28 protein-coding genes and 1 pseudogene are annotated in these 26502 nt (G+C 43.0%); 11 read left to right on the plus strand and 18 right to left on the minus strand.

The features are described 5' to 3' along the window. Positions 1–24: 24 nt before the first annotated feature. Complete coding sequence (locus tag Q0081_RS05760; RefSeq protein ID WP_298350244.1) at positions 25–303, minus strand: hypothetical protein; 279 nt, start codon at positions 301–303, stop codon at positions 25–27. 86 nt (positions 304–389) lie between these two features. Here Q0081_RS05760 and Q0081_RS31610 point away from each other — a divergent pair, with 86 nt between their 5' ends. From Q0081_RS31610 to Q0081_RS05770, 3 genes are all read left to right on the plus strand, one after another. Further along, a complete protein-coding gene (locus Q0081_RS31610; protein ID WP_310586477.1) occupies positions 390–959 on the plus strand; it encodes a hypothetical protein in 570 nt (189 codons plus the stop codon). Positions 960–980: 21 nt separating this feature from the next. Next, complete coding sequence (locus Q0081_RS31615; protein WP_310586478.1) at positions 981–1388, plus strand: c-type cytochrome; 408 nt, start codon at positions 981–983, stop codon at positions 1386–1388. A gap of 104 nt (positions 1389–1492) precedes the next feature. Continuing rightward, on the plus strand, positions 1493–2362 hold the full coding sequence (locus tag Q0081_RS05770; RefSeq protein WP_298350246.1) for an SdiA-regulated domain-containing protein: 870 nt from the start codon (positions 1493–1495) through the stop codon (positions 2360–2362). Between the two features lie 106 nt (positions 2363–2468). On the opposite strand, the gene purQ is transcribed toward Q0081_RS05770, so the two are convergent. Further along, positions 2469–3155: a phosphoribosylformylglycinamidine synthase subunit PurQ gene (gene purQ / locus Q0081_RS05775; RefSeq protein ID WP_298350248.1), complete on the minus strand. Its 687-nt coding sequence runs from the start codon at positions 3153–3155 to the stop codon at positions 2469–2471. A 98-nt stretch (positions 3156–3253) separates the two neighbouring features. Between purQ and Q0081_RS05780 the strand changes: the two genes are divergently transcribed. From Q0081_RS05780 to Q0081_RS05790, 3 genes are all read left to right on the plus strand, one after another. Then, entirely contained in the window at positions 3254–4624 is a 1371-nt protein-coding gene (locus tag Q0081_RS05780) for a DEAD/DEAH box helicase (RefSeq protein ID WP_298350249.1), read from the plus strand. A gap of 63 nt (positions 4625–4687) precedes the next feature. Next, positions 4688–5464, plus strand: coding sequence for a tetratricopeptide repeat protein (locus Q0081_RS05785; protein ID WP_298350251.1), 777 nt, complete (start codon positions 4688–4690; stop codon positions 5462–5464). Positions 5465–5508: 44 nt separating this feature from the next. After that, positions 5509–5913 carry a GNAT family N-acetyltransferase gene (locus Q0081_RS05790; RefSeq protein ID WP_298350254.1) on the plus strand — a complete coding sequence of 135 codons (405 nt, stop codon included), beginning with the start codon at positions 5509–5511 and terminating at the stop codon, positions 5911–5913. On the opposite strand, the gene Q0081_RS05795 is transcribed toward Q0081_RS05790, so the two are convergent. Then, positions 5910–7037, minus strand: coding sequence for an FAD-dependent oxidoreductase (locus tag Q0081_RS05795; RefSeq protein ID WP_298350255.1), 1128 nt, complete (start codon positions 7035–7037; stop codon positions 5910–5912). The two genes, Q0081_RS05790 and Q0081_RS05795, sit on opposite strands and share 4 nt — an antisense overlap. Positions 7038–7213: 176 nt before the next feature. Between Q0081_RS05795 and Q0081_RS05800 the strand changes: the two genes are divergently transcribed. Then, positions 7214–7696 (plus strand): RidA family protein, encoded by a 483-nt coding sequence (locus Q0081_RS05800; protein ID WP_298350256.1) that lies wholly within the window; start codon positions 7214–7216, stop codon positions 7694–7696. A gap of 103 nt (positions 7697–7799) precedes the next feature. Here the strand turns inward: Q0081_RS05800 and Q0081_RS05805 are convergent, their stop codons facing one another. From Q0081_RS05805 to Q0081_RS05865, 13 genes are all read right to left on the minus strand, one after another. Next, positions 7800–8798 carry a hypothetical protein gene (locus Q0081_RS05805; protein ID WP_298350258.1) on the minus strand — a complete coding sequence of 333 codons (999 nt, stop codon included), beginning with the start codon at positions 8796–8798 and terminating at the stop codon, positions 7800–7802. Positions 8799–8872: 74 nt separating this feature from the next. Continuing rightward, on the minus strand, positions 8873–9787 hold the full coding sequence (locus tag Q0081_RS05810; protein WP_298350260.1) for a HEAT repeat domain-containing protein: 915 nt from the start codon (positions 9785–9787) through the stop codon (positions 8873–8875). Positions 9788–9841: 54 nt separating this feature from the next. Beyond that, the gene (locus tag Q0081_RS05815; protein WP_298350261.1) at positions 9842–10360 is read right to left on the minus strand and encodes an RNA polymerase sigma factor; all 519 of its coding nucleotides are present in this window, start codon (positions 10358–10360) and stop codon (positions 9842–9844) included. 194 nt (positions 10361–10554) lie between these two features. Further along, positions 10555–11319, minus strand: a complete 765-nt coding sequence (locus Q0081_RS05820; protein ID WP_298350263.1) for a glycosyltransferase family 2 protein — start codon at positions 11317–11319, stop codon at positions 10555–10557. 102 nt (positions 11320–11421) lie between these two features. Then, positions 11422–12237: a glycosyltransferase gene (locus Q0081_RS05825; protein WP_298350265.1), complete on the minus strand. Its 816-nt coding sequence runs from the start codon at positions 12235–12237 to the stop codon at positions 11422–11424. Further along, positions 12234–13205 carry a glycosyltransferase family 2 protein gene (locus Q0081_RS05830; protein WP_298350267.1) on the minus strand — a complete coding sequence of 324 codons (972 nt, stop codon included), beginning with the start codon at positions 13203–13205 and terminating at the stop codon, positions 12234–12236. The genes Q0081_RS05825 and Q0081_RS05830 overlap by 4 nt, the downstream gene beginning before the upstream one ends. Beyond that, the gene (locus tag Q0081_RS05835) at positions 13205–14041 is read right to left on the minus strand and encodes a phytanoyl-CoA dioxygenase family protein (protein WP_298350268.1); all 837 of its coding nucleotides are present in this window, start codon (positions 14039–14041) and stop codon (positions 13205–13207) included. The genes Q0081_RS05830 and Q0081_RS05835 overlap by 1 nt, the downstream gene beginning before the upstream one ends. Before the next feature lie 109 nt (positions 14042–14150). Further along, positions 14151–15086 carry a hypothetical protein gene (locus Q0081_RS05840; RefSeq protein ID WP_298350269.1) on the minus strand — a complete coding sequence of 312 codons (936 nt, stop codon included), beginning with the start codon at positions 15084–15086 and terminating at the stop codon, positions 14151–14153. Between the two features lie 80 nt (positions 15087–15166). After that, positions 15167–16051, minus strand: coding sequence for a class I SAM-dependent methyltransferase (locus Q0081_RS05845; protein ID WP_298350270.1), 885 nt, complete (start codon positions 16049–16051; stop codon positions 15167–15169). Positions 16052–16156: 105 nt separating this feature from the next. Next, the gene (locus Q0081_RS05850; protein WP_298350271.1) at positions 16157–17842 is read right to left on the minus strand and encodes a hypothetical protein; all 1686 of its coding nucleotides are present in this window, start codon (positions 17840–17842) and stop codon (positions 16157–16159) included. Positions 17843–17884: 42 nt separating this feature from the next. Continuing rightward, positions 17885–18856 carry a glycosyltransferase gene (locus Q0081_RS05855; RefSeq protein ID WP_298350273.1) on the minus strand — a complete coding sequence of 324 codons (972 nt, stop codon included), beginning with the start codon at positions 18854–18856 and terminating at the stop codon, positions 17885–17887. A 7-nt stretch (positions 18857–18863) separates the two neighbouring features. Continuing rightward, positions 18864–19937, minus strand: coding sequence for an NAD-dependent epimerase/dehydratase family protein (locus tag Q0081_RS05860; protein ID WP_298350274.1), 1074 nt, complete (start codon positions 19935–19937; stop codon positions 18864–18866). Between the two features lie 114 nt (positions 19938–20051). Continuing rightward, complete coding sequence (locus tag Q0081_RS05865; protein WP_298350276.1) at positions 20052–21086, minus strand: cell wall metabolism sensor histidine kinase WalK; 1035 nt, start codon at positions 21084–21086, stop codon at positions 20052–20054. Positions 21087–21215: 129 nt separating this feature from the next. Between Q0081_RS05865 and rpmG the strand changes: the two genes are divergently transcribed. From rpmG to Q0081_RS05885, 4 genes are all read left to right on the plus strand, one after another. Then, positions 21216–21398, plus strand: coding sequence for a 50S ribosomal protein L33 (gene rpmG / locus Q0081_RS05870; RefSeq protein ID WP_298350277.1), 183 nt, complete (start codon positions 21216–21218; stop codon positions 21396–21398). A gap of 85 nt (positions 21399–21483) precedes the next feature. Then, entirely contained in the window at positions 21484–21636 is a 153-nt protein-coding gene (locus Q0081_RS05875; protein WP_013927273.1) for a DUF4295 domain-containing protein, read from the plus strand. 164 nt (positions 21637–21800) lie between these two features. After that, complete coding sequence (ftsY, locus tag Q0081_RS05880) at positions 21801–22757, plus strand: signal recognition particle-docking protein FtsY (RefSeq protein WP_298350279.1); 957 nt, start codon at positions 21801–21803, stop codon at positions 22755–22757. Between the two features lie 16 nt (positions 22758–22773). Continuing rightward, positions 22774–23871, plus strand: coding sequence for a C1 family peptidase (locus Q0081_RS05885; protein WP_298350280.1), 1098 nt, complete (start codon positions 22774–22776; stop codon positions 23869–23871). 26 nt (positions 23872–23897) lie between these two features. Here Q0081_RS05885 and Q0081_RS05890 read toward each other — a convergent pair. Together Q0081_RS05890 and Q0081_RS05895 are read right to left on the minus strand one after the other, a co-directional pair. Next, positions 23898–24905 (minus strand): annotated as a pseudogene (locus tag Q0081_RS05890) (DNA cytosine methyltransferase); the annotation flags it as partial. A gap of 98 nt (positions 24906–25003) precedes the next feature. Next, on the minus strand, positions 25004–26461 hold the full coding sequence (locus Q0081_RS05895) for a DUF1501 domain-containing protein (RefSeq protein ID WP_298350283.1): 1458 nt from the start codon (positions 26459–26461) through the stop codon (positions 25004–25006). Positions 26462–26502: the final 41 nt, after the last annotated feature.

Genomic DNA, 26502 nt, shown 5'->3' on the forward strand with positions numbered 1-26502 from the left:
TCTATATAATTAATAAGCAAGGTTTTAATGCTGAGAGTTTTGTAAATTTTTTTTGCGCCCACCACCTACTCTACGCTGTTTTCCTATGGGAATCTCTTCATAGATTTTTTCATTTTTTAGCTCTAAAAGAACTTTATTGAGCGTTCGACGACTCATGCTCAATAGTTTACTAATGTACATTTTGCCACCAAAACCTAATTTTTTAGCCTCAATAGCTGCATATTGACGTCGGTCTTTCTCTGACAATCGGCTGTAATGCAACTGTATAAAGAACTCTATCTCTGTGTCATAAAAATTTGCCATACGGCAAAAATAATAACTTAAAACGTACACCTTATTTTATTACTATTCCTAAGTGAACAATTTCTATAACACAACCCTCAATCGAAATGAAAAAATTCTTCAAAATCGCGGGCCTTATTGTAGGCATTGTTATCCTTGGTGTCGCGGGCGTAATAGCCTATGTGAAGTTGGCACTCCCGAACGTGGGCGATGCTCCTGATTTAAAAGTGGAAGTGACTCCTGAGCGAGTAAAACGGGGCGAATATCTCGCCAACCACGTCAACGTCTGTATGGATTGCCACAGCACACGAGATTATACGTTGTTTTCTGCTCCATTAGTGCCGGGTACACTCGGAAAGGGTGGTGAGCTTTTTGATCAAAAACAGGGATTTCCAGGCATATTTACTTCTAAAAATATTACGCCTGCCGGCATTGGGAATTGGACGGATGGTGAAATCTTTTGCGCTATCACAACCGGTGTAAGTCGGGACGGTCATGCCTTCTTTCCTATCATGCCCTATCCTTATTACGGAAGCATGGACGAAGAAGATGCCAAAAGTATTGTGGCGTATTTACGTACCTTGCAGCCCATTGAAAGCAAGCCTGCCGACTCTAAACCTGACTTTCCATTCAATTTTATTATCAATACCATTCCTAAAAAAGCAACTCCTTCCTAGCGTCCGGCAGAGTCGGACGTGGTGGCTACGGGCAAGTATTTGGTTAGTATTGCGGCCTGCGCAGAATGTCATACCCAAGCTGAGAAGGGACAAATTATAGCCGAAAAAATGTTTTCGGGAGGTCGAGAATTTGCGCTTCCAGGCGGGCTTCTGATTAGTCCGAATATTACTCCTGATAAAGAAACCGGCATGGGAAATCTTCCTAAGGAAGCCTTTAATGCCCGTTTTAAAGCGTACGCTGACAGTTCTTACAAACCTTATAAAGTAGGACCAACTGATTTTCAGACGATTATGCCTTGGACGATGTACGGAGGTATGAGCGAGCATGATTTAGGAGCCATCTATACCTACCTGATGTCGCTTAAACCCATCAAAAACGCGGTTCCCGAGAAGTTCAAGCCCAATGCCAAAACGGTGGCCATACGCTGATAAAACGCTCAAGCAGCGATGCTCCCGGAGCTGGTCTGATAAAAGGTAATAGTCTATGTTTGTTTTATGAAAAACTTTGCTTTAGTTGAATAAAAAAACGAATTATGACCATTACTAACCGACTTCTTACCTTCGCGCTTTTAGGCGGGATAATTGCCTGTAATCCGGGCAAAAACAAAGACCAATCGCAGGATACCGAGACGGTTGCCGTGTTTAACTATGACTTTGCCAAACCTACTGAAAAGTACGTGATGCCAAAGGTTTTGAAAGAAATATCGGGATTGTCGTTTTACAAAGAAGGACAGCTTTTATGCGTACAGGACGAAGCGGGGGATGCATTTGTGTACGATTTAGCCCAACAAAAAGTTACTGAGACGCATCATTTTGACCAACCAGGCGACTATGAAGGAATCGAAAAAGTGGAGGATGAGGTGTATGTTTTGCGGAGCGATGGCAAACTCTTGAGTTTTAAGTTTGGAAGCAAGGAAACCCGTGAAATAGAAACAAGTCTGCCCGGGAAAAATGATGTGGAAGGACTAACGTATGATACCGTAACGAAGCGACTTTGGCTGGCGGTAAAAGAAGCCTCTAAAAAAGCCGTTAAAAACGATGATAAGGTGATTTATTCTTTTGATTTGAAAAAAAGAAGGGTTTTTACTGAACTGGAATTGAAAGAAAAACAATTTGAATCCATCGGTTTAAAGGGTAAAAGCTGGAAGGATTTTAAACCTTCTGGAGTTGCTTTTCATCCGAAAACGGGGGAAGTGTATTTACTGAGTGCGGCGGGGCACAAGCTGTTGATTCTCAGCCGCAGCGGAGTGCCGCTCAAAAGTATAGAACTGAATCCATTGATTTTCCTGCAACCGGAAGGTATCTCTTTTATGCCGGATGGTACGTTGTACATTGCCAGTGAGGGAGATGGTGGAAGCGGTTATATCCTGAAATTTACGCCAATGAAGGATGCGGGAATGTAGATAATGACACTTGTCACCCATCATCTCTATTGGCTTTACATATCAAACCCCTGATAGGTCATTTAGACACCATCAGGGGTTTGTAAATAGTTTATGCTGCTTGATATTAAACAGTAACGGCCACAATTTGATCCAAAATATACCGACCGTCGGCATTGCCAAGGGCTTCATCAGAGGCACGTTCGGGGTGGGGCATCATTCCAAATACGTTTTTACCCGCATTGGTTACTCCCGCAATGTTCTCTAAACTGCCGTTTGGATTGGCGATTTCGGTGATGAGGCCATTTTCATCACAGTAGCGGAACAATACCTGATCGTTGTCGTTAAGGCTTTTCAGCGTATCCGCATCGGCAAAATACCGACCGTCGCCGTGCGCGATTGGAATTTTGTAGGCTTTAGGCTCTAATCCTGCCGTCAATATCGTTGATTGGCTTTGTGGAGAGAGGTAAATATTACGACAAATGTATTTTTGAGAGCTGTTTCTGAGTAATACGCCCGGTACCAGACCTGCTTCGGCCAAAATCTGAAAGCCGTTGCAAATACCCATGACATAGCCGCCGCGGTTGGCGTGGGCAATCACTTCGTTCATGATGGGTGAAAAACGCGCAATAGCGCCCGTACGCAGGTAATCGCCGTACGAAAAACCACCGGGCAAAATGATAAAATCACAGCCTTGGAGGTCGTGGTCTTTGTGCCATAGCTTAATAACTTCTTGTTCTAAATTGACCCGTAAGGTATAGACGGTATCATCGTCGCAATTGGACCCGGGAAAAACTACTACGCCGAATTTCATAGAATAATGGAATAATTGAGCAGATGAGTGATTAACTTGCCGCTGCAAAGTTACGGTTTTCGATGCGTGATTGATAACAAAACTTCACGTAACTTTGAATGTATTTGAAAATTAGTGCGTTAGATTCAAACAGAAATAATAGATTTATAGTGACTTTCGAAGATTTTAACCTCAACCGCCAACTCCTCAACGCCATCGCTGATGCGGGTTATGAGACTCCTTCACCCATTCAGGAACAGGCAATTCCGCTTGTTATGCAAGGCCATGATGTATTGGGCATTGCCCAAACGGGAACGGGTAAGACGGCGGCCTACTTACTCCCGCTCCTCATGCGTATCAAGTATGCGCAGGGACAGCACCCGCGCGCACTCATCCTCGCTCCCACGCGTGAGTTGGTGATGCAGATTGATGCTGCCATTAGTGAATTGGGTAAATATACTGATTTGCGCCATGTTGCGCTTTTTGGCGGTTTAGGGCCCAAAGCACAAATTGCAGCGCTGCAAAAAGGAGTGGATATTGTAGTGGCGACTCCGGGACGGTTTATGGATTTGTATTTGAAAGGTGAAATCCTCGTCAAGCAACTCTCGACGTTGATTTTGGATGAAGCCGACAAAATGATGGACATGGGTTTTATGCCGCAAATCAACCGAATTTTGGAGGTGATTCCGCGTAAACGGCAAAACCTTCTGTTTTCGGCAACTTTTCCTCCCAGAGTTGAAAAACTGTCCGAAAATTTTTTGGAAGCCCCGATTCGGGTAGAAGTAACCCTTCAGGCAACCACTGCCGAGCGTGTTGAACAAAGCATTTTCGAATTGCCCAATTTCAGGTCAAAAATCAACTTGCTCGAATACCTCGTTCAAGGGGCTGAAGATTTTCAACGGGGTATGGTTTTTGTCCGCTCAAAGGAAGCCGCCGACAATATTTATAAATTTTTGAAACGGAAAGTGGTAACCGACGAAGAAGTGCGGGTCATTCATGCCAATAAAGGCCAAAATACGCGTATCAACGCCATGGAAGCCTTCAAAGAAGGTAAAGTTCGGATTTTAATTGCCACCGATGTAGCGTCCCGTGGAATAGACGTAACTCAGGTAAGCCACGTCATCAATTTTGACGTACCGCTGATTTATGAGGATTATGTGCACCGCATCGGGCGTACGGGCCGAGCCAATCAGGAAGGCAAGGCTATTACGTTTGTAACGATAGCGGATGAATATCACATTGCAAAAATTGAAAAAATCATTCGGCTGACCATTCCGCGCGCACCCATGCCCGAAGCCGTTGAAATTCCGGAAACGCCTTTTGAGGAAAAGCAGGATATGCTCCGCGAGATAGATGAACAGCGCAAGCGAGATGATCCTAATTTTAAAGGCGCATTCCATGAAAAGAAACATAAAAAAGTTGTAATTTCGAAGTCACAAAAGAAGCCTTCCACACTAACAAAGAATAAGTACAGCAAACGAAAAAAGTAAAAGTTCGTACAATAACAGATTGGAAACAAACGTTTTTTAAGACGTTCTGATGAGTTGGTAGCGATGAAAGAAATACTGTCACTTAGTCATTTAGTTTTTGGGTCATTTGTTGTCATGTTGATGCCCCTTTTTGGGGTGGCTCAAACGATGCAGTTTATCAGCAGCAATCGTCCCGCCGATACCAGTACCAAAGCGTCTGCGGAAGCTACTGCGGTGGTGAAGAACATGCACTTAATGCCCTTGTTTGGTGAAACCGCTAAAAGCATTGAGCAAATTGAGTTTGAAATCACTTTTCTCAACGACTGCGATCAAAATTTCACCAATCGTACCGAAGCCAGTGAGTTTTTCTCGGCACGTGGCTGGGAATACCTTCAGGAGGGCGACCTTGATACCGCTTGCTATCGTTTTAATTTAGCTTATTTGCTCGACAGCAGAAACAGTGATTGTTATTGGGGGTTAGGCGTGGTATGTTTTCAAAAAGGTCACCTGACCGATGCCGAGCGAATGCTGCGCAAAGGAGCTGATATGGATTCTACCAATGTAGGTTTGTTGGTAGATTTGGCAACGGTGGACTTAATTCATTATAAAGAAGCTAAAGAGAATTGGGAGTTGATGGAGGCGGAACAAATTCTTAACCGTGCCATTCGATTGGATTCTACTTCTGCGAATGTGTATCTCAAAAAATCAGTACTGGAATTTCACAAAGGCAATTACGACGCGGCTTGGGCCAACCTGCATAGAACCCGCTTGTTGGACATAGAACTGCTTGATTATGAGTTCATGAAAGAACTGCTCGCTAAAAAATGTGACCCCGAGGGGATTTTTAGTACCCAAAATTAACACTGAGGCACCGCTCCAAACGGTGCCTCAGTTGTTTTTAGCCTATGATTCGTACGATTACTTCTGAACAAACCTACCCGCTTCGCCACCAAGTTTTGTGGCCTGACAAACCCCTCGAATTTGTAAAAGTTCCCAAAGATGAGTTCGGGTTTCACTTTGGCTATTTTGTGGCTGGTGAACCTGTTTGTGTTATTTCTTTATTTATCAACGAGCATAAAGTTGCCCGTTTTCGCAAGTTCGCCACCCATCCTGACTTTCAACGAAAAGGCATTGGCAGTCAATTGCTTCAACACGTTTTTGAGAAAGCAATTCAATCAAAGGCAGTCCAAATTTGGTGCGATGCCCGCTTGGATGCCAAACTCTTCTATGAGCGTTTTGGCATGAAACAGGAAGGCGAGCGTTTCTACAAAGGAGAAATACCGTATGTAAAAATGATACGAGTGTTTTAGCTTCGCATCTCATTCATCAATTGTTGAATTACCTCCACAAACTTCTCAGTATATTCGCGCTTAGGAGTGGTATCCCAATTTCCAACCAAACCATTTCCACCCAAGTAAATTCCGTCTTTTCGGGCAATGATGTTGGCGCCTTTGGTGATGAGTTTGTACGTAACTTCGGGTTGAGGAATCAAACACGCCAACTGCCCCGAAATAGGCGTTAATTCTTCGTCGTTAAAAACGGCTTTGGCTCCCAATCCCATGCAATTGACGATGCATTTTTCAGGTAAAGCATCCAAATCTTCCAATTTTTTGATTTCCTGAATCTTGATTTTTCCTCCCAACATCACAAACGTACTCATCTGATGATGCAGGTAGCTCGGGATATTGAACATCATATTGGACCGCCAATTCACAATTTTATTTTTGAAAGGATGTTGATTAGCAGCCAATTCCTGTCTTTCGGCCACGAGGCCCGCTAAATGGAAAGATTCTCCTCCCTGTGATATATCTGTTTGACCGGTAGGCCGCTCGGAAGAAACATTGTATTCGTCCACCCAAGCGGCGATGTCGTTCATGCCGAGTAAAAACTGAAACGTACGAAAGGAAAAGCGCGTGGCTTCTTCCCACTGTTGTTGAAATTCCGGTTTGGCAACTTTGGGATCACACACCCGCGATGCCGGTGACCACGTACCCGTAGCGAGGCTACTCGTTATATTAGGCGCTACATCTTTCGTATAAATGGTTACTTCACAGCCTTTTTCCTGTAGTAGTCGGGCTGTTGCAAGCCCCACCGTTCCACAACCAATTACTGCTATTTTGCGCTCTCCCGTGGCTAAAACCAATTGACGAGCCATGTTGCCCGTTCCCCAGGAAAGCGACCACCCGCTGCCACCATGCCCATAGTTATGAATGATGGTTTTGCTGCCCATTTCTTCTTTGGCAATGCGCGGTCCCGAAGCTCGGAAAGGCCGTAGTCCGACGGTTTCTTTGACAATACGGTCTAAAGAGAGTTTGAGTTTTGGGATTGTGTGATAACTGCTTTTAACACTGGGGCGCGGAGCACAACTCACGACTCCTGTAGCTATCCCGAAGCCGCTTAGGGTAGCTGCATTGATAAAATTACGACGATTCATAATGATTAGATGAAGAGAATGAAAAGTTAGATTAAAAATGCGCGGCCAAACAAAAATACCATAAAAGTCGTGATAGTCAAATGATTTTATTGTTATCTTGGATAACTCAAAATATTATTTCAATAAATACCCAAAACGTACTATTTTTTATTTCTTCACTCCAATTTATATTAACGATGAAAACTACTTTTACTCTTTTGCTAAGTTGTTGCTTATTCGCCAATGCTTTTGCGCAAACAGTGCAGTTTTATGGAAATCCAACCTCTCCGATTTCATCGGGGGCGGTGGTGCCGTCAGGAAAACAATTACTTTGGACAAGTGGGGTTGTGGCAGGTGTAGCTGACAGTACAGCTGCTGAAGGAACCTTGGCACGTTTTGGAGATACTAAAACGCAGGCAATCAATATTTTGAAGAATCTTGAAAAAGCCGTAAAAGCGAAGGGATTGACCTTCAAAGACGTGCTGATGTTGCGGATTTACGTAACACCCGATCATTTTAAAGGTAACAAACACGATTATCAGGGCTGGTTTGATGCGTACGCGCAGTATTTTGGAACGAAAGATAACCCAATCAAACCTACGCGCTCTACCATTGGCATTATGGCACTCACTCACCCTGATAAATTCATTGAGATTGAGTTAGTAGCGGTATTTCCCTAACTAAAGAAGTCGGGTATTTCTACCCGATTTTACAAAAAATAGTTGTCATCCAGTAAGGGTCAAAATGCGTCAATTTTAGACCCTTACTGGATGACAAAGTTTATTATTTTTTCTTCCGCAAATACACGTTGCCGTTGATAGTGCGAATCAAGATTTTTGTTTGACCTTCATTGAGTACGTATTTTGGGAATCCTTTGTCAGCGTCGTTCCAAGACAGATAAGAAGTAGGAGCCGCACTGTTAGCTGCGATGTTTGTGTTGTTTGTAGCCCAATCATTTCCACTCCAATAATACACATTTGGAAAAGCATTAGTAGCGGATGAAGTACTACCCCAGCCTGCATCCTTACCTACACTTTGTCCATTAATCGTAATGGCGCGGGTGCGATCTTTGACAGCATTAGCAATTACTTCATCCTGTAATTGTTTAGTTGATTTTTCCTCGGTTTTGGCTGGTTCAATATAAGGTTTCAAATCTAAATCAGTAAACATATTGCCATTGCCTGACAAAATACTGAATAATATTTTGGCTTTGTCAGAAACAGAAATATCAATATGACCATTATAATTAACGTTGGATGAAGGTTTATCCGGCATTTTATCGTCAAAAACCACTTTGATTTTCCCTTGATTAGAATTGGCTACCACCGGGCCGGTTACGTCGGTTAGGGTAATGTCTTCGTAGTTGGTATTGATTTCCAACGGCCCTTCCATTCCAATAATATGCATTCCTCCTTCGTTACATGAACAGGAGTTGCGCTTCTTTACAACCAATGCCAATTCTTTAGGCATTTTAATTTTGTAAAGCGCTTTTCCTTTCATTACTACGTTGATTTTGAGCACATCTCCGTTGGGGTAGACGGATAATCCGGCACCCGTGTTATCAATGCCTCCGGCTGACAAAGGGCGAAGGCCGTCGGCTTCTTTGGGCACACTGGGTACGTTGGTGGCTTCAATGATAATTTCATCGCCGTTGTATCCTTCAATATCCAATTGTTTGGCGTCAATGTCCATTATGACTCGTTTATTGGCACCGCTGAACTTGGTTTTATACGTTTTTGCATCTTGGGCATACGTGCTGCCCGCAATTGCCAGGGTGCACACGAAAAGCATGAATTTTTGCATGACTTTTATAATTAGTGAATTGTGAATGACTAAATTTTACTGCTATATGCTTCTTATTCCGTAATCATGGACAGTTCTCCGATGCCGCTTCTGGCCAAAAGCCGCACGGAATTGTCTACTTTTTCGTCTTTCTGAAGTTGTTCAAAAATGGGTAAGCTTTCTTTTGCTTTCATCCGTACGAGCGTTTCGATGAGCGATGTTTGCTCGGCGGGTTCGTCGGTTTGAGTGAGTTGACTTACTAATACTCGTTTTACTTCGTCGGTTTGTTTAAATCGCTCTAAGGTTTCGATGGTGGAAAGGCGTACGTTCAAACTTTCATCTTCGCGCAGTGTTTTGATAAGTGCCTGAATCACGGCGGGTTTAGGGTCGTTGAGCGCCGCAGCGTAATTAAGCCCTTTGAGTCTTTCAGAAGCTGAACGGTCTTTTAACAGGCCCAAAATCACTAATTCCTGCGTCATTTTCATATTGCGACGTAAAGATGCTATTTGCTGAGCAATGGTTTCGTCTTTCGATTTTTTCTTAGGCTCATCGGCCAAATTGGCTACCTCCGTTATTGATTCCTGTTGCTGTATGGGTTGGAGGCTGTCAATAGGTTTGGTAACGGGTGGTGCTGCCGTGATGGTACGGTATTCGATTTGGGTAGGAGCCGTTTGGCGGCCTATCCAAAAAGTGAGCGTAATACCTGCTATAGCAGCCGCATAACGCATATAATTCTGCCAAGGCTGAGGTTTAAATGCAACTACCGTGGTTTCAAGCATTTTTTCGCCCTGCAATGCCCGATAAAACTTCGAATCCATTTCTATATCGGTCTCGGCTTCGACGTTTTGGAGAACTTGCCAAACGCGCCTCAACTCCTCCACTTCTTTCCGCAAAACGGGGTCGGCACTGAGACGTTGCTCAAAAACGACCCGTTCTGCCTCGGAAAGGTGTCCCAATAGGTAATCGGTTATGATTTGTTCGTTTAACATCGCTACAAATATTTCGCGGCTCTGCCGCTTTTTTTACTGACTCCTAACTCCTCGCTACTGACTGCTGACATTGAAATACAGATCCCTCAGTTTTTGCATGGCTCTGAATACTCGCACTTTTACATTAGCAACGGATAGCCCGAGCGTTTGCCCGATTTCTTCGTAATTCATATTTTGAAACCGACTCAACAACAGCACTTCGCGGTATTGCTCCGGCAATTGTGCCAGTGCGTGATGTAAGTATTGATGCTGTTCATCGGTTTCGTCGTACGACTCGCCTACGTCAGGAATCTCGGTAAGGTCAGAGAACGTTGGGTTTTGTTTTAGATGATCAAAAAAAACATTGCGCGCAATTTCCAATATCCACGTTCTGAACGAGGCTCCTTCACGATACGTATGCCGATAGCGTAACATGCGCAGAAATACCTGTTGTGTCAAGTCACGGGCATTTTCGCGGTCGTTTTGCCGGTAAAGAAAGAAGTTCAGCAACGACTTCTTGTAACGTTCGTACAAGATAGCCGCCTTGTCTAAATCTCCTTGGCTTACGGCATACATGGCCTGTTCGTCGGTCATGGGCTGATTGGGTTTTCATGAAGAGATTACTGAACCAAGGCAAGAAGGTTACAAAATAGAAGAAAAAAATTATGAAATGGGAAGCAGCTCGTTTATAATAAGCCATAAAATGGAGCCATAAAAAAGCAAAAAGCGGCAATTCTACTAAAATTGCCGCTTTTTGCTTCTCAAATTATCTCTGGATCAATAGCTCGTTAACCAGCCGCCTGTTTCTGGGCCAAGTTCGCTTTCTTCTTGTAATCACCACGAGAGAAGGTCTTTTCGATGAAACAGTACATCAATATAAAAAAGTAACGGCTACCCATTTCTTTGATTTTCAACTTCGATTCACCGTATTTTCGATTGGTCCAACTATTGGGTACCACGGCGTAATTATAGCCTCTTACAATGGCTTTTAAGGGTAATTCGACTGTCAGATTGAAGTGCGGGGATAAGAAAGGCTTCAGCCCTTCCATGGTTTCACGCTTGTAGAGTTTGAAGGCGTTAGTGGTATCGTTGTATTTAATTCCCATTACCATCCGAATGATGAAATTAGCCAAACGATTGATTACTTTTTTTACGGTAGGATAATCATAGACTTTTCCGCCTTTTCCCCAACGTGTCCCAAATACCGCATCATAGTCGCCTTCCACCATCTTTTTGTAAAACTTCACTAAATCTTCGGGGTCGTCAGAAAGGTCGGCCATAAAAACAGCTACGCAGTCGCCCGAAAAGCGCTCAAGCCCATATCGAACAGCATAACCAAATCCATTAGGGCCGAGGTTGGTTTCAAAAACTAAGGTAGGTATGTCTTTTGATAAGCCTTCCAGCACTTTTAGCGTGCTATCCTTAGAATTATCGTTCGTAACCCAAATTTCGTGAGGAATGTTATATTTTGATAGTGCCGCATACAGTGTCAGCAGTGTTTGCGGCAGAGAATCTTGTTCGTTATAGGCAGGAATGACGACGCTCAATTTCATATATGTAGCAGCCCCCCACCCGCAGCGGCGGACCGTCCCAATGGGGGAGTTTGTTTATGGTTAATCTGCGAGGATTGTGCAGTAAATTTGGGTTATTTTACCCTAATTTCCAATTTTTTCCAGCAAACGGTCGTATTTTTGAAGTGTTTTTTGAACGGTAGCATCGTATCGAAAACCAAGCCATTCATTTACATCTGCAAACATTTGGCGACGATTTTTAAGAAAAAACGAATTGGTTACGGCATGAACGTTGCTCAATCCTCCGCGGTGTTTGCGGTATTTTCCCATGATCTCTGGCAAATAGCCAATCTCCCCCCGCGCTGCCAATTGAATCACCAAGGCCCAATCGCCGGCAGCCGCTCGTTGATGCCATTCAGCAAAATCTTCGGTACGAAAAAAATTGCGATACATCAAACTGGCCGTCCCCACAAACCAACGATCTTCTAGCAAGTCTTCTATTCCCGAAATGATTTTTTGGTCTGTTGAATTGAACGAATAACTCGGAGAGCCGTCTTCATAAATCACTTCCAAATCGTGGTGGCAAATGGAGAAATCGGGGTTGTTTTCTAAAAAATCAACTTGTTTTTGAAGTTTAAACGGGTCCGTCCAGTAATCATCCCCTTCGCACAGCGCTACATAATCGCCGGCACAGGCTTTGAGCAAAAAGAGCACATTATTTCGTCCGCCAAATTCACGCGGTTCGTGGGGACCTAAGTTTTCGGAATGAAGGTAGGCGCGAATTTTATCGGGAAAGCGCTGGGCGTATTCTTGAATAATGGCAGGGGCCTTATCGGTAGAAGCGTCATCCCCAATGATAATCTCAAATGAAAAGTTCGTCTGTTGCATCAATGCTCCTTCGAGCATTTGGACGATGTACTTTTCGTGATTGTAAGTAGGAACGCAAACGCTGACTTTCATCGAGCAGATTCTTTGAGACGGTGCGGCAAAAGTGCAAAAAAGCTATAAACACTCATTATCCATTTGGGTGTAATATAATCTCGAATTACTTCTTTGGAAACGTCTTTACTTGGTTTGCCCAAATTTAAGTACTTCAATGCCAACCCTGCACGACGAAAGTAACTTTTTTGGTATTGTCGCGCATCCAACATCATTCTATAATACCGTGCAATATTACGCTTCAGCGTTTTATTGTGTTGGTAATCAAGTTCTTTGTTGATTCCTTCATACATCTGAATTCGATTTTGTAGAAATCTGGCATCGCGATAATGGTCTCTAAAACTGGCACCACCTCGGTTTTTGCGATAGACTGACATCACACCGGGTACATAACCAATCGGACCCTGTTTTGCCAAAATTACATACCGAGGAATATCTCCGCTGGTTGACTGTAAAAACCATTGAGGATAATACATCAGCCCGTTTTTAAATAGAACAGCAGAAGTAGCCATGAACCAAATTTCGTCTTCTCCAATCAAATCCTCTACGGTAATTACCGTTTTTTGGTCATGCGCATTGAGTTCGTGTGCCGAACTGCCGTCTTCGTACGTAACGAGTGCATTGTGAAAACAGGCTGAAAAATCGGGGTGGGCTTCCATAAAGTCCACCTGTTTTTGCAGCTTTTGAGGATGAGTCCAATAATCGTCCCCATCCATGGGCGCAATGTACTTTCCCTGCGCCAATTTGAGAGTTTCAATGGTATTGAAAAGGCCATTTTGCCCTAAATTCTTGGAATGCAAAATGGCCTTTACTTTACCGGGATAGGTATTTTGGTACGAGGAAATTACTTCCTGAGCACCATCGGTAGAACAATCATCGCCCACCAATATTTCAAAATCAAAATCGGTTTCCTGAGTAAGGGCGCTTTCGATGGCCTTACCGATGAAGTCTTTCTGGTTGTAGGTGAGAATAACGACGCTTACTTTCATTATACAGCAGGGGCTGGTGAGGCAAAAACTGTTTCCAGTTGTTCAACTGTTGGGAAGTTGGGAGTTACGAGCTCTGCTTCCGGTTTATAAATATAGGCCATTGGATAACCACGCTCGATAAACGTTGGCTCCGCTAAATTGTTATATCTCAATTGTACCGACCAACGGATGTTTTTAGTAATGTTATTGCCCGATTGATGGACCAAAAAGGCAGAAAATATCAATAAGTCGCCTACTTGAAACTCAGTTTGGACAAAACTTTCATCGCTAAGTTCGGCGGTAATTCCTCCTTGATAACCCGAAGTACTTGAGGCCAATAGACCCGTTTTGTGGCTTTTAGGAATCACTTGCAAAGCTCCTAAATCTGCTCCAGCATCCACCAATGGAAACCAGATGACCGTGCTGTCCAACGAGCCCTGTCCCGTGCGCCAATCTTGGTGAGCGTCGAGTTTCCAGTGTTTACTGCCATCTTTTGAAAGAAAACGGCTGTTGAACTGCATCGCAGGACGTGCGCCAACGACGGGTTGTTCGATACCAATGTCTTTTAATAGATTAACAATTTTTTCACTAACTCCAAATTGATGAAGAGAAAGGCAATGCTGTACTGTCAGACCCGTGTTACGAAAAGCGGTAAAATCTTTCTCAAAAAACTCAAACATCGCGTTTTCAAATTCATCAAGGTTGTCAATATCAACCGTACGTCCTGTTACGTGTTTGATTTGGGTCGCAAAAATTTCACGAGCCTCGCGATAGATGTTTTCTACCACACTTTTATCTAAGAAATTACGGATAAGCAAAAAGCCCTCTTGACGAAACTGCTCTACTAGTGTTGACATCTTACTGATTAGTTTGGTTTAACAACCCTCAATGTTACCACATAACTCCCTTTTAAAGAATGACATTGGTCAAAACCAAAAGATAAAGTTACAATAAACGTTCCAAATTTTAATCTTCCCAAACTGCATACGCAAACCCTGCCGCCCCGAAACCATTGCCGTTATACAACAGATATTTTTTGCCTTTGTATTCGTAGTAATTGGCGTAATTAATCATTTGATAATCAAAATCCTCGGGATTCTCTGATTTATGAATTCCTACCAAATGGTCTTTACGCTCCCAATGTTCTCCGTCCACCGATTCTGCATAGCCCAGCCGATAACTTTGGTTACGGTCGGTACGGTAGTCACGAGTATGACGGTAGGAATAGTACATTTTGTAAAGACCATCTTCTTTAAAAACGCTCGGGCGACCTACTGCGTGTAGAAAATCGTCGAAATCAAGCGTTGGTACGTCGCTGATAGTCCAGTGTATACCGTCGGTTGAAGTAGCCGATTGTCCTCGATAATAAGGTTCAGGATAGCCGTGAATGTACTCGCACTTATGGCCCGAAATATACCACATGCGCCACGTTCCATCCTCTTCACGAATCACCGAAGGTTGCGCCGCCCAAATAGGATTTTGAATACTGCGATCCATAATAGGCCCCACAAACATCTTTTTAAAGGTCAATCCCCCATCGTGACTAACTGACAGTCCCATCGAAAGGCGATATGAATTATAAGTACGGTTCCAACCCGTGTAATACAGCCAAATGTCGCCATTGGGCATATCTACAAACCACGCCGGCATGGAGCCCGTTTCGTCATATTCACCGGGACCGCCCAATTCTAAAACAGGTCTGTCGTGGATGTACAAAATTTTGGTGGGGTCGTCGTAATCTACGTCAATAAACGTAGGCTGCGAGTACCCTTGGTCGTTGCGCGATGAAAAATAGATCCGTAAAAAATCGGGATGTTTATAAGCAAACGGTACCTGTGCGTGCGAACGGCTATGCGCCATCGAACCGTCAGGTTTATAAATAACTCCTTTTTTTTGCCACATAGTTTTTGAGTACTAATGGAACACGGATTGAACAGATAATACGGATTTTAAAACCTGTATAAATCTGTTCAATCCGTGTTCTATTTTAATTCACTTTTTTCTGCTCTCAGTTTCCAGTTATCCACAAAATCCTTGCCCGGAATAGGCAACTCAACATCAATTTCAGGTGCTTTGGCAGCCACGGTATATTGCATGACATAGAAACAGTTACCAAAAATATAATGGAGTTTGAAGTTTTCTACTCTATCCGGCAAATCTTCAAACGGTACTTCAGCATGAAAAAGAGGATTAGCTTTCCATAGAATTTCGTAGGTAGGTTCTTTCCGCAGCCAAGGGGCCATACTTTCATCACCAATCACTACTTTGCCACCCACTTTCACCACGCGAGTCAATTCGGCAAACGCTTTTTTACGCTCAGAAAATGTATTGATACCTCCAAAGTGGAAAACTGAATCGAATGTTCCGTCGGGAAATGGTAGATAAGAACCATTTCCCAAGAAATAATGCACATCGACCTCTTTGGGTTGGAGTTTTTGGGTAGCCAATCGTAACATATTGGGTGATAAGTCTGAAAGTACTGCTGTACCGCCCGGGCTGATTTGGTCAATTATCAATGCTGAATCTTTACCGGTTCCCGCCCCTACTTCCAACACCGTTTGTCTGGGCTTTAAATCCATCAGCCCAATCATAAATTGACGGGTAGCCGCTTCATCTGAATGATTGAGCGTTTCAAAAACCCAAGATACTCCTCGGTCATAGCGTTGATAAGCTTGGTCGTACAGGTATTGCTCACGGGCATCGTCGGCAAACAATTCGCGTGGGTGAACCATGTCAACAATCCCCGAATCCAATACCGGATAAACGGTGCCATCGGGAGCGGTGAGCGATAAGCCATTGTCGGCAATTTGTAATGGCTGTCCCGTATTTGGACTAACCAACGATTCAAGGAATTGAGTATGTGTCATTATGTATGAATATTCTAAGGATTCAAAATTAGCTTAACTTTTAAACTTTGACAAAGTTCGGAACTGGGGCGCATAGCCTTTGTCAAAGTTTAATGGTACCACAACTTATTGTTCGGCATTTCTTACATACACTCGGGTTCGTTCTACTTCTCCCACCAAATGGTAGTTTTTTGTAATAAATTCATTCAATTTAGGAAAGGCTTCGTGGGCTTGCGTAGCGCGGTCGTTTAGCCAAAGACTGTTAGGGATTGCATCCACAAACACTTTCGGGCGATTTTGCTCCAAGTCTGAAAGGTAGCGCTGATAGTACTTTTCACGCATGGGATGCGGATAAATACAACGTTCCGAATGATTTTCTGCCGTTCCCTGAGGCATTTGTGTTTCAATGTGATAACGGCACATCCATCCCCATACGACTAAACGGTCTTTGGAAGTGGCATGTTGCAATATCAATTTAGAAACGTTGCTGACCGGCACACGGTGATCAGCAGTTGACATATAGGTGTTCAGCGGTTGATGTTTAAGTATTTTATAACCAAAAACCGAGGTAAACGGTAGCAGAATAAGCAATGCTGTTAAGCTGCTAAACTGCTGATTTTTAAAGTTTTTATTGATAAAGAATGCACCTATTAACCCAAAAGGATAAATACAAAGATTCAAGTAATGGACAAAATCGTTGCCTGATTTAGTAGCGGCATAAAGTGAAGCTACTAACCAAAAACAGGCGAAAAAAATAATTGTTAAAGGAGTTTTGCTTTGATTGTCCAGAAGCTTTTTAGGAACAAAAAAGGCTAACAATGAGCTCAAGCCTATACTTATCAGAAACACTATAAAATCAGGACTTTTGGCAAAGAACGACGGTATTCTCAAAATGGAATCAAGTACTGAACTGCCTCCTGCATAAATCAAGTTGCCAAGTACATAAAAATCCCAAAAATCGTCTAAAACCCCATAAGCTGCTGCCCAACCAATAATCAGCAGTGGAAAAGTTATCCCACCCGCGATTAATGCGCCTGCATTCCTGAAGAAATTTTTAGGTTGAAAAGTAAAGACCAATGAAAATAGCCCAATGACTGCCGCTTGCGGGACTACCTGAATTTTAGCAAAAGGACTCATTCCCAACACAAAGCCTAACCAAAATAGCCCTGATAGTGCTAATGCTCGTCTGGATTTGTAATCCGGACGCAAACTGGCTTGCTCCCTTCTCCAAATGGACGGGGCCGCCCGTGCGGAAGGGCTGGGGATGAGGTTACTCAACAGCCAAAGTCCCCAATTCAACAGAAACACGGGCAATTGTTCACTCGAATAATGCACAAAATCAGCATCCTGTGTGAAGGTCACTAAAAATAAAGGTGGCAATAAGGCTAAACGAGCTACCGAACCATTGAAGAAATTTTTAACACTTTTGTAGAAAAACCACAAACTTCCCAGTACACAAAGCAAACCTACCAACTTGGCAGAAGTGTAGTTTATGGCAATTCCAAAAAAAGAAGGAAGAAGTAAAACATAATTGTCCAAAGGGCCAATCGTTGTCCCGTCCACCGATTGCCAATAAATAGGGTATTGCTGTAAAGTAAGAGCATGGGCAATCATCTGGCTTTCGTCAGGATTTATTTCCTGATTGAAAATGACGATTGGTAAGCGCATCAGTATCACCAATGTACCCGAAGCTACCAAAAAAAGGAGCTCCTGAATTCTGATTTTGTTCCCATACACCAACAATGCCACTGCCGCCGCCAATAGGTAGCCGAGCGCAAAGTAAACTACGGGAAAATCATCGAAACTTAGCACAGAGTAAGTAATCTGTTAGTTATAAATTAGAGACCCATTTTACTACAAACCGTGAACTGAAGACTGCGAACTGTCCATATCCTCTACTTTTTCAATAAAATCACGGTATTGAAGCACAGGGATAAATTGCTGTTGGGTGCGGTATTGTAACACCATAAATACTAAAAACAGTGAAATCAGGAAGGATTGCAGCACCACAATCAACAAAGCGGAACTTAACGTAGATGCCCAGCCCGGTGATGCATTGTTGATCCATTTCAAAAACAATACGACAAAAATGACAAACAGAGCTGCCACCGACATGCCAATGGAGAAAATCAAAATTCGAACCGCTGTTACGTCAATCAAAACCGAAATCGTACTGAGGCCATGCAAAACCAGCGATACAAAATTCATTTTACTTTCTCCCGCCAGTCGCTTTCCGCGTTCAGTAGGGACAGCCTCATACGGAATCCTTGATTTAATAATCCCTCCCGGAAAGTTGTTCCAAATTTCCGATACACGCACCAAGTTCTGCAAGCGTCGTTGAGGAATGAGTGAAAAATTGCCGAATGTGATAACCTTACCCGTCAACTGCCTGAAAATGAATTTATAAATTCCGTAAAAGAACCGAAAAGTAAAGCTTTCCTGACGTTTGGTCCGTTGGGCAAAAATAATACGGTCGGGTGATTTTTTAGAAGCGGCCACAAGGGCGTTGATATCTTTGGGCGCATCTTCGCCATCGGCATCCATCACAATCACCTTGTCACAAGCTACTTCTTTAGCAATGTAGGACAAGCCGATTGCTATTGCTCGTTGATGTCCAAGATTACGGTAAAGGCGCACTATCTGTACTTTTTGACCGCCGAAAGGTGCCAATCGTTCCAAATCCTGACTTGAGCAATCATCTACAATAACCAAAGACGTAGCAGCCAGTGTATCGGCCGCTACGTCTTCGTTAATGCGTTCGATGAGCAGGTTCAGCGCCTCCCAATCGTTGTATTGTGGTATGAGTATGACGTATTTAGGAGTCATTTAACAGTTACACAGGTAATGCTAAGCGAGCGGCAATACCGTCGTGAATTTGGCTAAGTGTGCTTTCGAGATCATACGACCAGTTCCAATCCGGATAATGACTCTTAAATTTGGTTAAGTCGCTTACGTACCAAATGTGGTCTCCGATACGGTTAGTCTCTGAATAATGATACGTCAATTTTTTGCCGGCGATTTTTTCACAAATAGCAATAGCTTCCAACATAGAGCAGTTGGCATAACGTCCGCCACCGGCATTGTAAGCTTCGCCTGGGCGTGGGTTTTGGTAAAAATGCCAAAACATATTTACTAAGTCGTAGCTGTGAATATTATCACGTACCTGTTTTCCTTTGTAACCAAAAATGGTGTAAGGATTGCCGGTAATTGTACATTTCATTAAATAGGCTAAAAAGCCGTGCAACTGCGCTCCGGAGTGATTAGGACCCGTTAAGCAACCGCCGCGAAATACCCCTACTTTCATTCCGAAATAGCGACCGTATTCCTGACACATAATATCAGCAGCTACTTTAGAAGCTCCAAAAATCGAGTGTTTGGTATGATCAAGACTATGGTGTTCGTCAATTCCATTTTTGAAATAAGCATGGTCTTCCGAAATCTCCCAACGAGTTTCCAATTCTACCAATGGAAGGTAATTGGGATTATCGCCGTATACTTTATTGGTAGAAGTAAAGATAAACACTGCTTCGGGGCAATTCTGCCGAGTCATTTCCAGCATATTGAGCGTACCTACGGCATTTACACCAAAGTCAGTAAAAGGCTCACGCGCTGCCCAATCGTGGCTGGGTTGTGCTGCTGCGTGGACGATAAGTTTAATATCAGCCCCATATTCTTTAAAAATGGGTTCCAGTTGGCTTACTTCACGAATATCTGCGCTATAGTGCTTATAATTAGTGTAAGCGTCCTGAATACGATTACGGTTCCATTCCGTGTTACCGTCCTGACCGAAAAAATATTGACGTAAGTTATTATCTACCCCAATAACGAGGTCAAATTTATCAGCAAAAAACGCTACGGATTCGCTTCCAATCAATCCGGCCGAACCAGTGACAAGTGCAATGTTCATACAAGAATCGTCTTTTTGAAGTGTGTTAATATTAGAAAACTTCTATTTTTCTTGAAATAAGGGTGTAAAATAAGCCAAAAAAGTTCAATTCGCCTAATCCGTAAAATAAGTCGTTTACTCCATTTTGTCCAATTTGAAGGTAAATGTTGTCCCTTTGTCCACTTTACTGGCTACTGTGATTTTTGAACCGTGAGCACTGAGAATGTGCTTTACGATGGCTAACCCCAGTCCTGTCCCTCCTTTTTCACGCGAACGGCTTTTATCGACTCTATAAAAACGCTCAAAAATTCGGGGCAAATGTTCCGACGGAATTCCGGGGCCATTATCCCGTACCGAAATCGCAAAATGTTTTTTATCTTCCTCAAAATGTACAATTACCTTACCATTATCATTCCCATATTTTATAGCGTTTTCGATAAGGTTAGTCATTACTTGGGAGATTCGTTGTGGGTCGGCCTTTACCCAAGCGTGTGGCATTTGATCTGGTTTGATTTTTAAAACGGTATTTCGCTGATTGGCTTTGTTTTCGAGTTGTTCACATACTTCTAAGGTAAGCAATCGCAAATCCACCTTTTCTTTGTGCATTCTGATTTCGCCCGTTTCCATTTGCGAGAGTGCTACCAAATCTTTCACCAGAGCATCGAGTCCGTCAAGACTCTTTGCTGCTTTCAGAAGAAATTTATCTCGCACTTTTTCGTCATACATCGCTCCGTCCAACAGCGTAAGTATGAATCCCTGCGCAGCAAAAATGGGTGTTTTCAATTCGTGCGAGACATCCGCTAAAAACTCTCGACGAAATACTTCCAATTTTTTGAGTTCATCAATCTCCTGCTGCTTTTTGGCTACGTAGACAAAAATTTCCTGATTAAGTTTCTTTAGCGGGTTTGAATTACTTACTATCTCTTTACGAGGAAAGCTAAAGTCTTTTAGTTTAAGTCGCTGAATAGTTTGGTGCATCTTGGTTACTTCTCGGTACACCAAAATTTCGATAGCATACAAAATCATAAAAAAAGACGCAGAAAAACTCGCTAAACCTACTACAAAAAGCATACTTTGGTTTACGCCATTTACAAAAGACAGAAATGCAACCGTAATAGTTGAGATTAGCAGAGCAAGTAAAAAAGCGGTAATGCGCGGATTGAGTCGCATAATTTTGGATAGAGGTGCTTTATTTCACAAAGTTAACCAAATATTTTTATCGAAATTTTAAGAAAATGTTTTGTCTTCTACCTGACTATCCGTAACTTTGCACTCCGTTTTGAAAATTGAAGCAAAGCAATGGCAAAGAAAGGTAACAGAATACAAGTAATTTTGGAATGCACTGCTCAGAAAGAATCAGGTGTTCCCGGGATGTCGCGCTACATCACCACTAAGAATCGTAAAAATACGCCGGCTCGTATTGAAATGAAGAAATACAATCCGTATTTGAAAAAAGTAACGGTTCATAAAGAAATTAAATAATTCGTCATTTGTTAATCGTTAGCCGCTTAATTGGTACTGTTAAACGATTGACTATTAGCAATTAACAAATCTAAACTATACTAACATGGCAAAGAAAGTAGTTGCAACCCTGAAAAAAGAAGGTGGTAAGACTTACGCCAAAGTGATTCAAGCAATTAAATCACCTAAGACAGGCGCTTACACTTTTAAGGAGGTCATCGTTCCCACCGATGAGGTACAGGCTGCGTTGAAAAACTAATCCGCATACTCTGTTACCACAACGATATTTGAGAAAGTCCCCTTGAGGGACTTTTTTTGTTGTACATTTGTTAAGTAGTAGCAGAATAAGATAGTAAAAGTTATTCTGTTTTAATAACTGTTATAAACTGTAAACGGCCGCACGGGCGGCCCCGCTACCGTAACATGGGTTTATTTGATTTCTTCTCTAAAGAAAAAAAAGAATCGCTCGACAAAGGGCTCGAAAAATCAAAAGAAAGTCTTTTTGGCAAGTTGAGCCGTGCCATCATTGGAAAATCCACCGTAGATGAAGAGGTACTGGACGAACTGGAAGAAATTCTCATCAGTTCAGATGTAGGTGTTGGTACCACTGTAAAGATTATAAAACGAATTGAAGACCGAGTATCGCGCGATAAATACACAAGCACCAGTGAGCTGGACACTATTTTACGCGACGAGATTGCTGCCTTACTGACCGAAAATCAGTCGGTCGATATTAAAGACAGTTATGAAACTGAGAACCTTCCCAAGCCTTACGTTATTATGGTGGTAGGCGTAAATGGCGCAGGAAAAACAACGACTATCGGTAAACTCGCTCATCAGTTCAATAAACGCGGTAAAAAAGTAGTGTTGGGAGCCGGCGATACATTTCGCGCAGCAGCGGTGGATCAGCTTAAAACGTGGGGGCAACGTGCAGGTGTACCCGTGATTGAACATGGAATGAATACCGACCCGGCGGCCGTAGCGCATGATGCGGTAAAAAAAGGCGTAGAAATGGGAGCAGACGTCGTGATTGTAGACACGGCAGGACGATTGCACACGAAAGTAAACTTGATGAACGAATTAACGAAAATCAAGCGGGTTATGCAGAAAGTGCTACCTGATGCCCCTCATGAAGTGCTTTTGGTATTGGATGGAAGTACGGGGCAAAATGCGGTAATTCAGGCTCGTGAGTTTACGAAAGCAACAGAAGTGACCGCTTTAGCTATTACAAAATTGGATGGTACGGCAAAGGGCGGAGTAGTCATAGGTATTTCGGATGAATTTAAAATTCCGGTCAAATACATTGGTGTTGGTGAGAAAATGGATGATTTGCAGGTATTTGATCGCACCCAATTTGTAGATTCCTTATTTAAAAAATAATAAACCCTGCAACTTTATGAAACCACTTCACGCACGTATAGGTGGGTACCGAGCTGGTGCCGTTCCTGACGATGTACAAAAACGTTCCACCAAAAAACGTAATTTACCATCCAAAGTTGATTTACGTAAATTCCTGACCAGTATAGAAGTACAAGTAGGAAATAGCTGCGTGGCCAATGCAATGGCCGGAGCTTATGAGTACTTGGCAAAACGCGAATTGGGAGATTCGGCAGATGTAAGTAGGCTGTTTATCTACTATAATGCTCGAAAATACCAAGGGGAAGAAGGCGAAGATAACGGGTCAATGATGCAGGATGCCATTGAGGCACTGAAAGAATATGGTGCCTGTTCAGAACAACTTTGGCCTAACGATGAAGAAATATTAACTGAAGAGCCAGACGAAGATTCGTATAATCACGGCAGTAATTTTAAAATTGTAGAAGCAGAATACGTTGAAACCGATTTAGATATCTGGCGGAGTGCGCTTGCCGATGGTTATCCCATTGCTTTTGCCCTAAATACATTTGACTCTTTTGATAAAGCCACGTCGAATAAAGGGCGGGTTATCATGCCCAAAAAGTCAGATAAAGTACGCAATACTCACGGTTGGCACGCCATGTTGTGTGTGGGTTACTCGGATCCTGACGAGGTATTTATTGTGCGAAACTCGTGGGGGGAAAATTGGGGCCAAAGTGGATATTGCTACATTCCTTACGCTTATATAATGGATGAGGATTTTAATGGACATGATTCCTGGATAATCAAAGCCGTTGAAAATTTATCTTACGATGACGATGTAGCGGTAGAGGATGACGATTCTCTGTTTTATAACGAAGATGCTTTGTATCTCGTCGATTTTTATATTCAGATAAAAGACGAAGACGAATTTAGCACTGCGTTGGAAGAACTTTGCCTCGAATATGTCGAATCAGAAGAAGATTATTATTTTGATTATGAGATGATTGAGGACGAAGAAGGGGTAGAATACTTAGAAATTTCTAATTTTGAAATTATAGTAGAAGACCCCGATGCGTTTTTGGAAGCATTGGATGAACTCTGTCTTGAATACGCTATTGATGAAGATTATGAGTACGAAATAGCAGAAGCAGAGTAGTTATTACTCTGCTTTCTGAACATTTTCTACGGAAGAATTTTGTCAATTACTTTCTCAGCAGTAGCCCGAATGGCGGGAACTGCCACAGAATTTCCAAATTGCTTATAAGCGGAGGCATCGGCAACAACGATTTTGAATTCATCAGGGAAGCCCTGCAATCTTGCCCATTCTCTGGGAGTCATTTTTCGGATGCCTTCGCGATTTACTTCTCCTTTTATTTTGGTTTCAGGGACAAAATTAGTGAGCCTGTGATCGTACACCAAATTTCTTTCACGGCCCATTCCACCCACTACAATGGCATTGGCAATGCCTTCATTCTCAATGATTTCATAGCCGAAACCGTTGCCTTTGTTTTCGTGCCTTTGTTTGTGGTTTACTAAAGTGGATAGATACTGAGTGGATAAGTAATATTTGACAGAGACGGGTTCTGTTTCTTTTACATCTTCAAATGCCACTGGAACTTTACTCGCTTCAGGATAGTCAAACGACGTGATGCCCAAATCGTTGCGAAAGCCAACTATGAAGATACGTTCTCGGTTTTGTGGAACTCCAAAATCCTTTGCATTCATTATTTGGGGCTCAGGAACAAAATAACCTAAATCTTCCCGCAGGGTGGCTAAAATGGTTGCCAGAGTGCGGCCTTTCTCGTGGTTTCGAAGCCCTTTCACATTTTCCAGAAAAAAAGCTTTCGGTTGTTTCTGTTTTATAATCTCAGCTACATCAAAAAACAGCGTTCCTCGGGTATCTTCAAACCCCCCGCGACGTCCGGCAATGGAAAATGCTTGGCACGGAAACCCGCCGCATAATACATCAAAGCCGTCGGGAATATGTTGCTTGGTCTCTTCTTTTTTAATATCGCCAAAGGGAAGTTCTCCAAAATTGGCTTTGTACGTTTTCTGCGCCTGCTCGTCCCACTCGCTGCTGAAAACACATTCGCCCCCCAAACTTTGAAGGGCCATTCGGAAGCCTCCAATGCCCGCAAAAAGGTCAATAAATGTAAACTTTGGATGAGTTATAGAAGGGAAAGGGATATTTTCTACGTTAGAAATTTCACTGTTGACTGTTTCGCTTACTGCCATTGAATCGTCTTTTGCTTTTATTGAAGCAAATATCTGTCTTTTTATCAACTTTTTTACGCTAAAATAGGTCTAACCACTTTTCCGTGCACATCCGTCAGACGATAGCGGCGACCTTGAAATTTAAAGGTAAGTTGTTCGTGGTCAATGCCCAGCAAGTGCATCACGGTAGCTTGAAAATCGTGAACATGGACAGGGTCACGAACAATATTATAGCTAAAATCATCGGTTTCACCGTGAATGTAGCCTTTCTTTACACCGGCACCAGCCATCCAAATCGTAAAACAACGCGGATGATGGTCCCGTCCATAGTTCTCTTTAGTAAGCTTGCCCTGTGAGTAAGAACCTCGGCCAAATTCGCCTCCCCAAACAACGAGGGTATCATCCAATAAACCTCTTTGTTTTAAATCCATCAACAATGCCGCCGAAGGTTGGTCAACGGATTTAGCCATGACTTTGATGTCATTGGGTAAATTTCCGTGCTGATCCCAGCCCTGATGATAGAGTTGAATAAATTTAACCCCTTTTTCGGCCAATTTTCTAGCCAATAAGCAATTGGCGGCAAACGTTCCTGCTTTTTTGGCTTCGGGGCCATACATGTCAAAAATATAGTCAGGCTCTTTGGAAATATCCAGCGTTTCAGGCACGGCAGTTTGCATTCGATAGGCCATTTCGTACTGCGCCATGCGACTGTTTATTTCGGGGTCAAGTACCTGTTTGTATTGGTCTTGGTGCATTTTGGCCAAGTAATCCAACATTCGACGACGACTCGTGCGGTCAATACCGGGAGGATTGTTAAGGTAAAATACGGGGTCAGGTCCGGAGCGAAAAACAACTCCCTGATGCACAGATGGTAAAAAACCATTTGACCATAACTTGGCATAAAGAGGTTGGTCACCTCCTTTTCCTTTGGAGAGTAAAACCACAAAAGCAGGTAAATTTTGATTATCAGAACCCAAACCGTAGCTTACCCATGATCCAAAAGAAGGCCGTCCGCCCTGCTGACTGCCCGTTTGAAAAAAGGTAATAGCCGGGTCGTGGTTGATGGCTTCGGTGTGCATGGAGCGGATAAACGTAGCCTCATCCGTAATTTTAGAAATGTAAGGAAGTATTTCACTGACCCACATCTTGCTTTGGCCTTGTTGGGCGAACTTGAAAGCCGAAGCAGCCAACGGAAAACTGCTTTGGCCGGCAGTCATTCCCGTAAGGCGCTGCCCTTTACGTACAGATTCGGGCAGTTCTTTGCCCCACATTTGTTCCAACTTAGGCTTATAATCAAACAAGTCCAGTTGGGAAGGTGCTCCGCTTTGGTGCAAATAAATCACGCGTTTTACTTTAGGCGCAAAATGCGGTTTTCCCAATACACCTCCTGTGCTGTTGGCAGCTTGAGCAGAATTATTCCCCAATAACGACGAAAACGCCGCTGCTCCCAACCCCATGCTGGCTTGCGATAAAAAATTTCGCCGACTCAATTGGTCGTGGGTATGTTGTTCCAGTTCTTCTAATGCGTTCATAATGCCTCCTCCCAACCCTCCTCCATGTTGGAGGAGGGCTT

Origin of the sequence: Runella sp. (genome assembly GCF_027484545.1) — a bacterium.
GTDB lineage: Bacteria > Bacteroidota > Bacteroidia > Cytophagales > Spirosomataceae > Runella.

Bases quoted from the DNA above. Each gene is read 5' to 3' on its own strand.
- ftsY (WP_298350279.1), top strand. From the start codon at position 21,801: ATGGGTTTATTTGATTTCTTCTCTAAAGAAAAAAAAGAATCGCTCGAC.
- Q0081_RS05810 (WP_298350260.1), bottom strand. From the start codon at position 9,787: ATGTTAAACGAACAAATCATAACCGATTACCTATTGGGACACCTTTCC.
- Q0081_RS05780 (WP_298350249.1), top strand. From the start codon at position 3,254: ATGTATTTGAAAATTAGTGCGTTAGATTCAAACAGAAATAATAGATTT.
- rpmG (WP_298350277.1), top strand. From the start codon at position 21,216: ATGGCAAAGAAAGGTAACAGAATACAAGTAATTTTGGAATGCACTGCT.
- Q0081_RS05785 (WP_298350251.1), top strand. From the start codon at position 4,688: ATGAAAGAAATACTGTCACTTAGTCATTTAGTTTTTGGGTCATTTGTT.
- Q0081_RS05840 (WP_298350269.1), bottom strand. From the start codon at position 15,086: ATGTGGCAAAAAAAAGGAGTTATTTATAAACCTGACGGTTCGATGGCG.
- Q0081_RS05800 (WP_298350256.1), top strand. From the start codon at position 7,214: ATGAAAACTACTTTTACTCTTTTGCTAAGTTGTTGCTTATTCGCCAAT.
- Q0081_RS05885 (WP_298350280.1), top strand. From the start codon at position 22,774: ATGAAACCACTTCACGCACGTATAGGTGGGTACCGAGCTGGTGCCGTT.
- Q0081_RS05865 (WP_298350276.1), bottom strand. From the start codon at position 21,086: ATGCGACTCAATCCGCGCATTACCGCTTTTTTACTTGCTCTGCTAATC.
- Q0081_RS05790 (WP_298350254.1), top strand. From the start codon at position 5,509: ATGATTCGTACGATTACTTCTGAACAAACCTACCCGCTTCGCCACCAA.
- Q0081_RS05845 (WP_298350270.1), bottom strand. From the start codon at position 16,051: ATGACACATACTCAATTCCTTGAATCGTTGGTTAGTCCAAATACGGGA.
- Q0081_RS05795 (WP_298350255.1), bottom strand. From the start codon at position 7,037: ATGAATCGTCGTAATTTTATCAATGCAGCTACCCTAAGCGGCTTCGGG.
- Q0081_RS05760 (WP_298350244.1), bottom strand. From the start codon at position 303: ATGGCAAATTTTTATGACACAGAGATAGAGTTCTTTATACAGTTGCAT.
- Q0081_RS05825 (WP_298350265.1), bottom strand. From the start codon at position 12,237: ATGAAAGTCAGCGTTTGCGTTCCTACTTACAATCACGAAAAGTACATC.
- Q0081_RS05895 (WP_298350283.1), bottom strand. From the start codon at position 26,461: ATGAACGCATTAGAAGAACTGGAACAACATACCCACGACCAATTGAGT.
- Q0081_RS05875 (WP_013927273.1), top strand. From the start codon at position 21,484: ATGGCAAAGAAAGTAGTTGCAACCCTGAAAAAAGAAGGTGGTAAGACT.
- Q0081_RS05860 (WP_298350274.1), bottom strand. From the start codon at position 19,937: ATGAACATTGCACTTGTCACTGGTTCGGCCGGATTGATTGGAAGCGAA.
- Q0081_RS05830 (WP_298350267.1), bottom strand. From the start codon at position 13,205: ATGAAAGTAAGCGTCGTTATTCTCACCTACAACCAGAAAGACTTCATC.
- Q0081_RS05770 (WP_298350246.1), top strand. From the start codon at position 1,493: ATGACCATTACTAACCGACTTCTTACCTTCGCGCTTTTAGGCGGGATA.
- Q0081_RS05855 (WP_298350273.1), bottom strand. From the start codon at position 18,856: ATGACTCCTAAATACGTCATACTCATACCACAATACAACGATTGGGAG.
- Q0081_RS05815 (WP_298350261.1), bottom strand. From the start codon at position 10,360: ATGACCGACGAACAGGCCATGTATGCCGTAAGCCAAGGAGATTTAGAC.
- Q0081_RS05820 (WP_298350263.1), bottom strand. From the start codon at position 11,319: ATGAAATTGAGCGTCGTCATTCCTGCCTATAACGAACAAGATTCTCTG.
- purQ (WP_298350248.1), bottom strand. From the start codon at position 3,155: ATGAAATTCGGCGTAGTAGTTTTTCCCGGGTCCAATTGCGACGATGAT.
- Q0081_RS31610 (WP_310586477.1), top strand. From the start codon at position 390: ATGAAAAAATTCTTCAAAATCGCGGGCCTTATTGTAGGCATTGTTATC.
- Q0081_RS05835 (WP_298350268.1), bottom strand. From the start codon at position 14,041: ATGTCAACACTAGTAGAGCAGTTTCGTCAAGAGGGCTTTTTGCTTATC.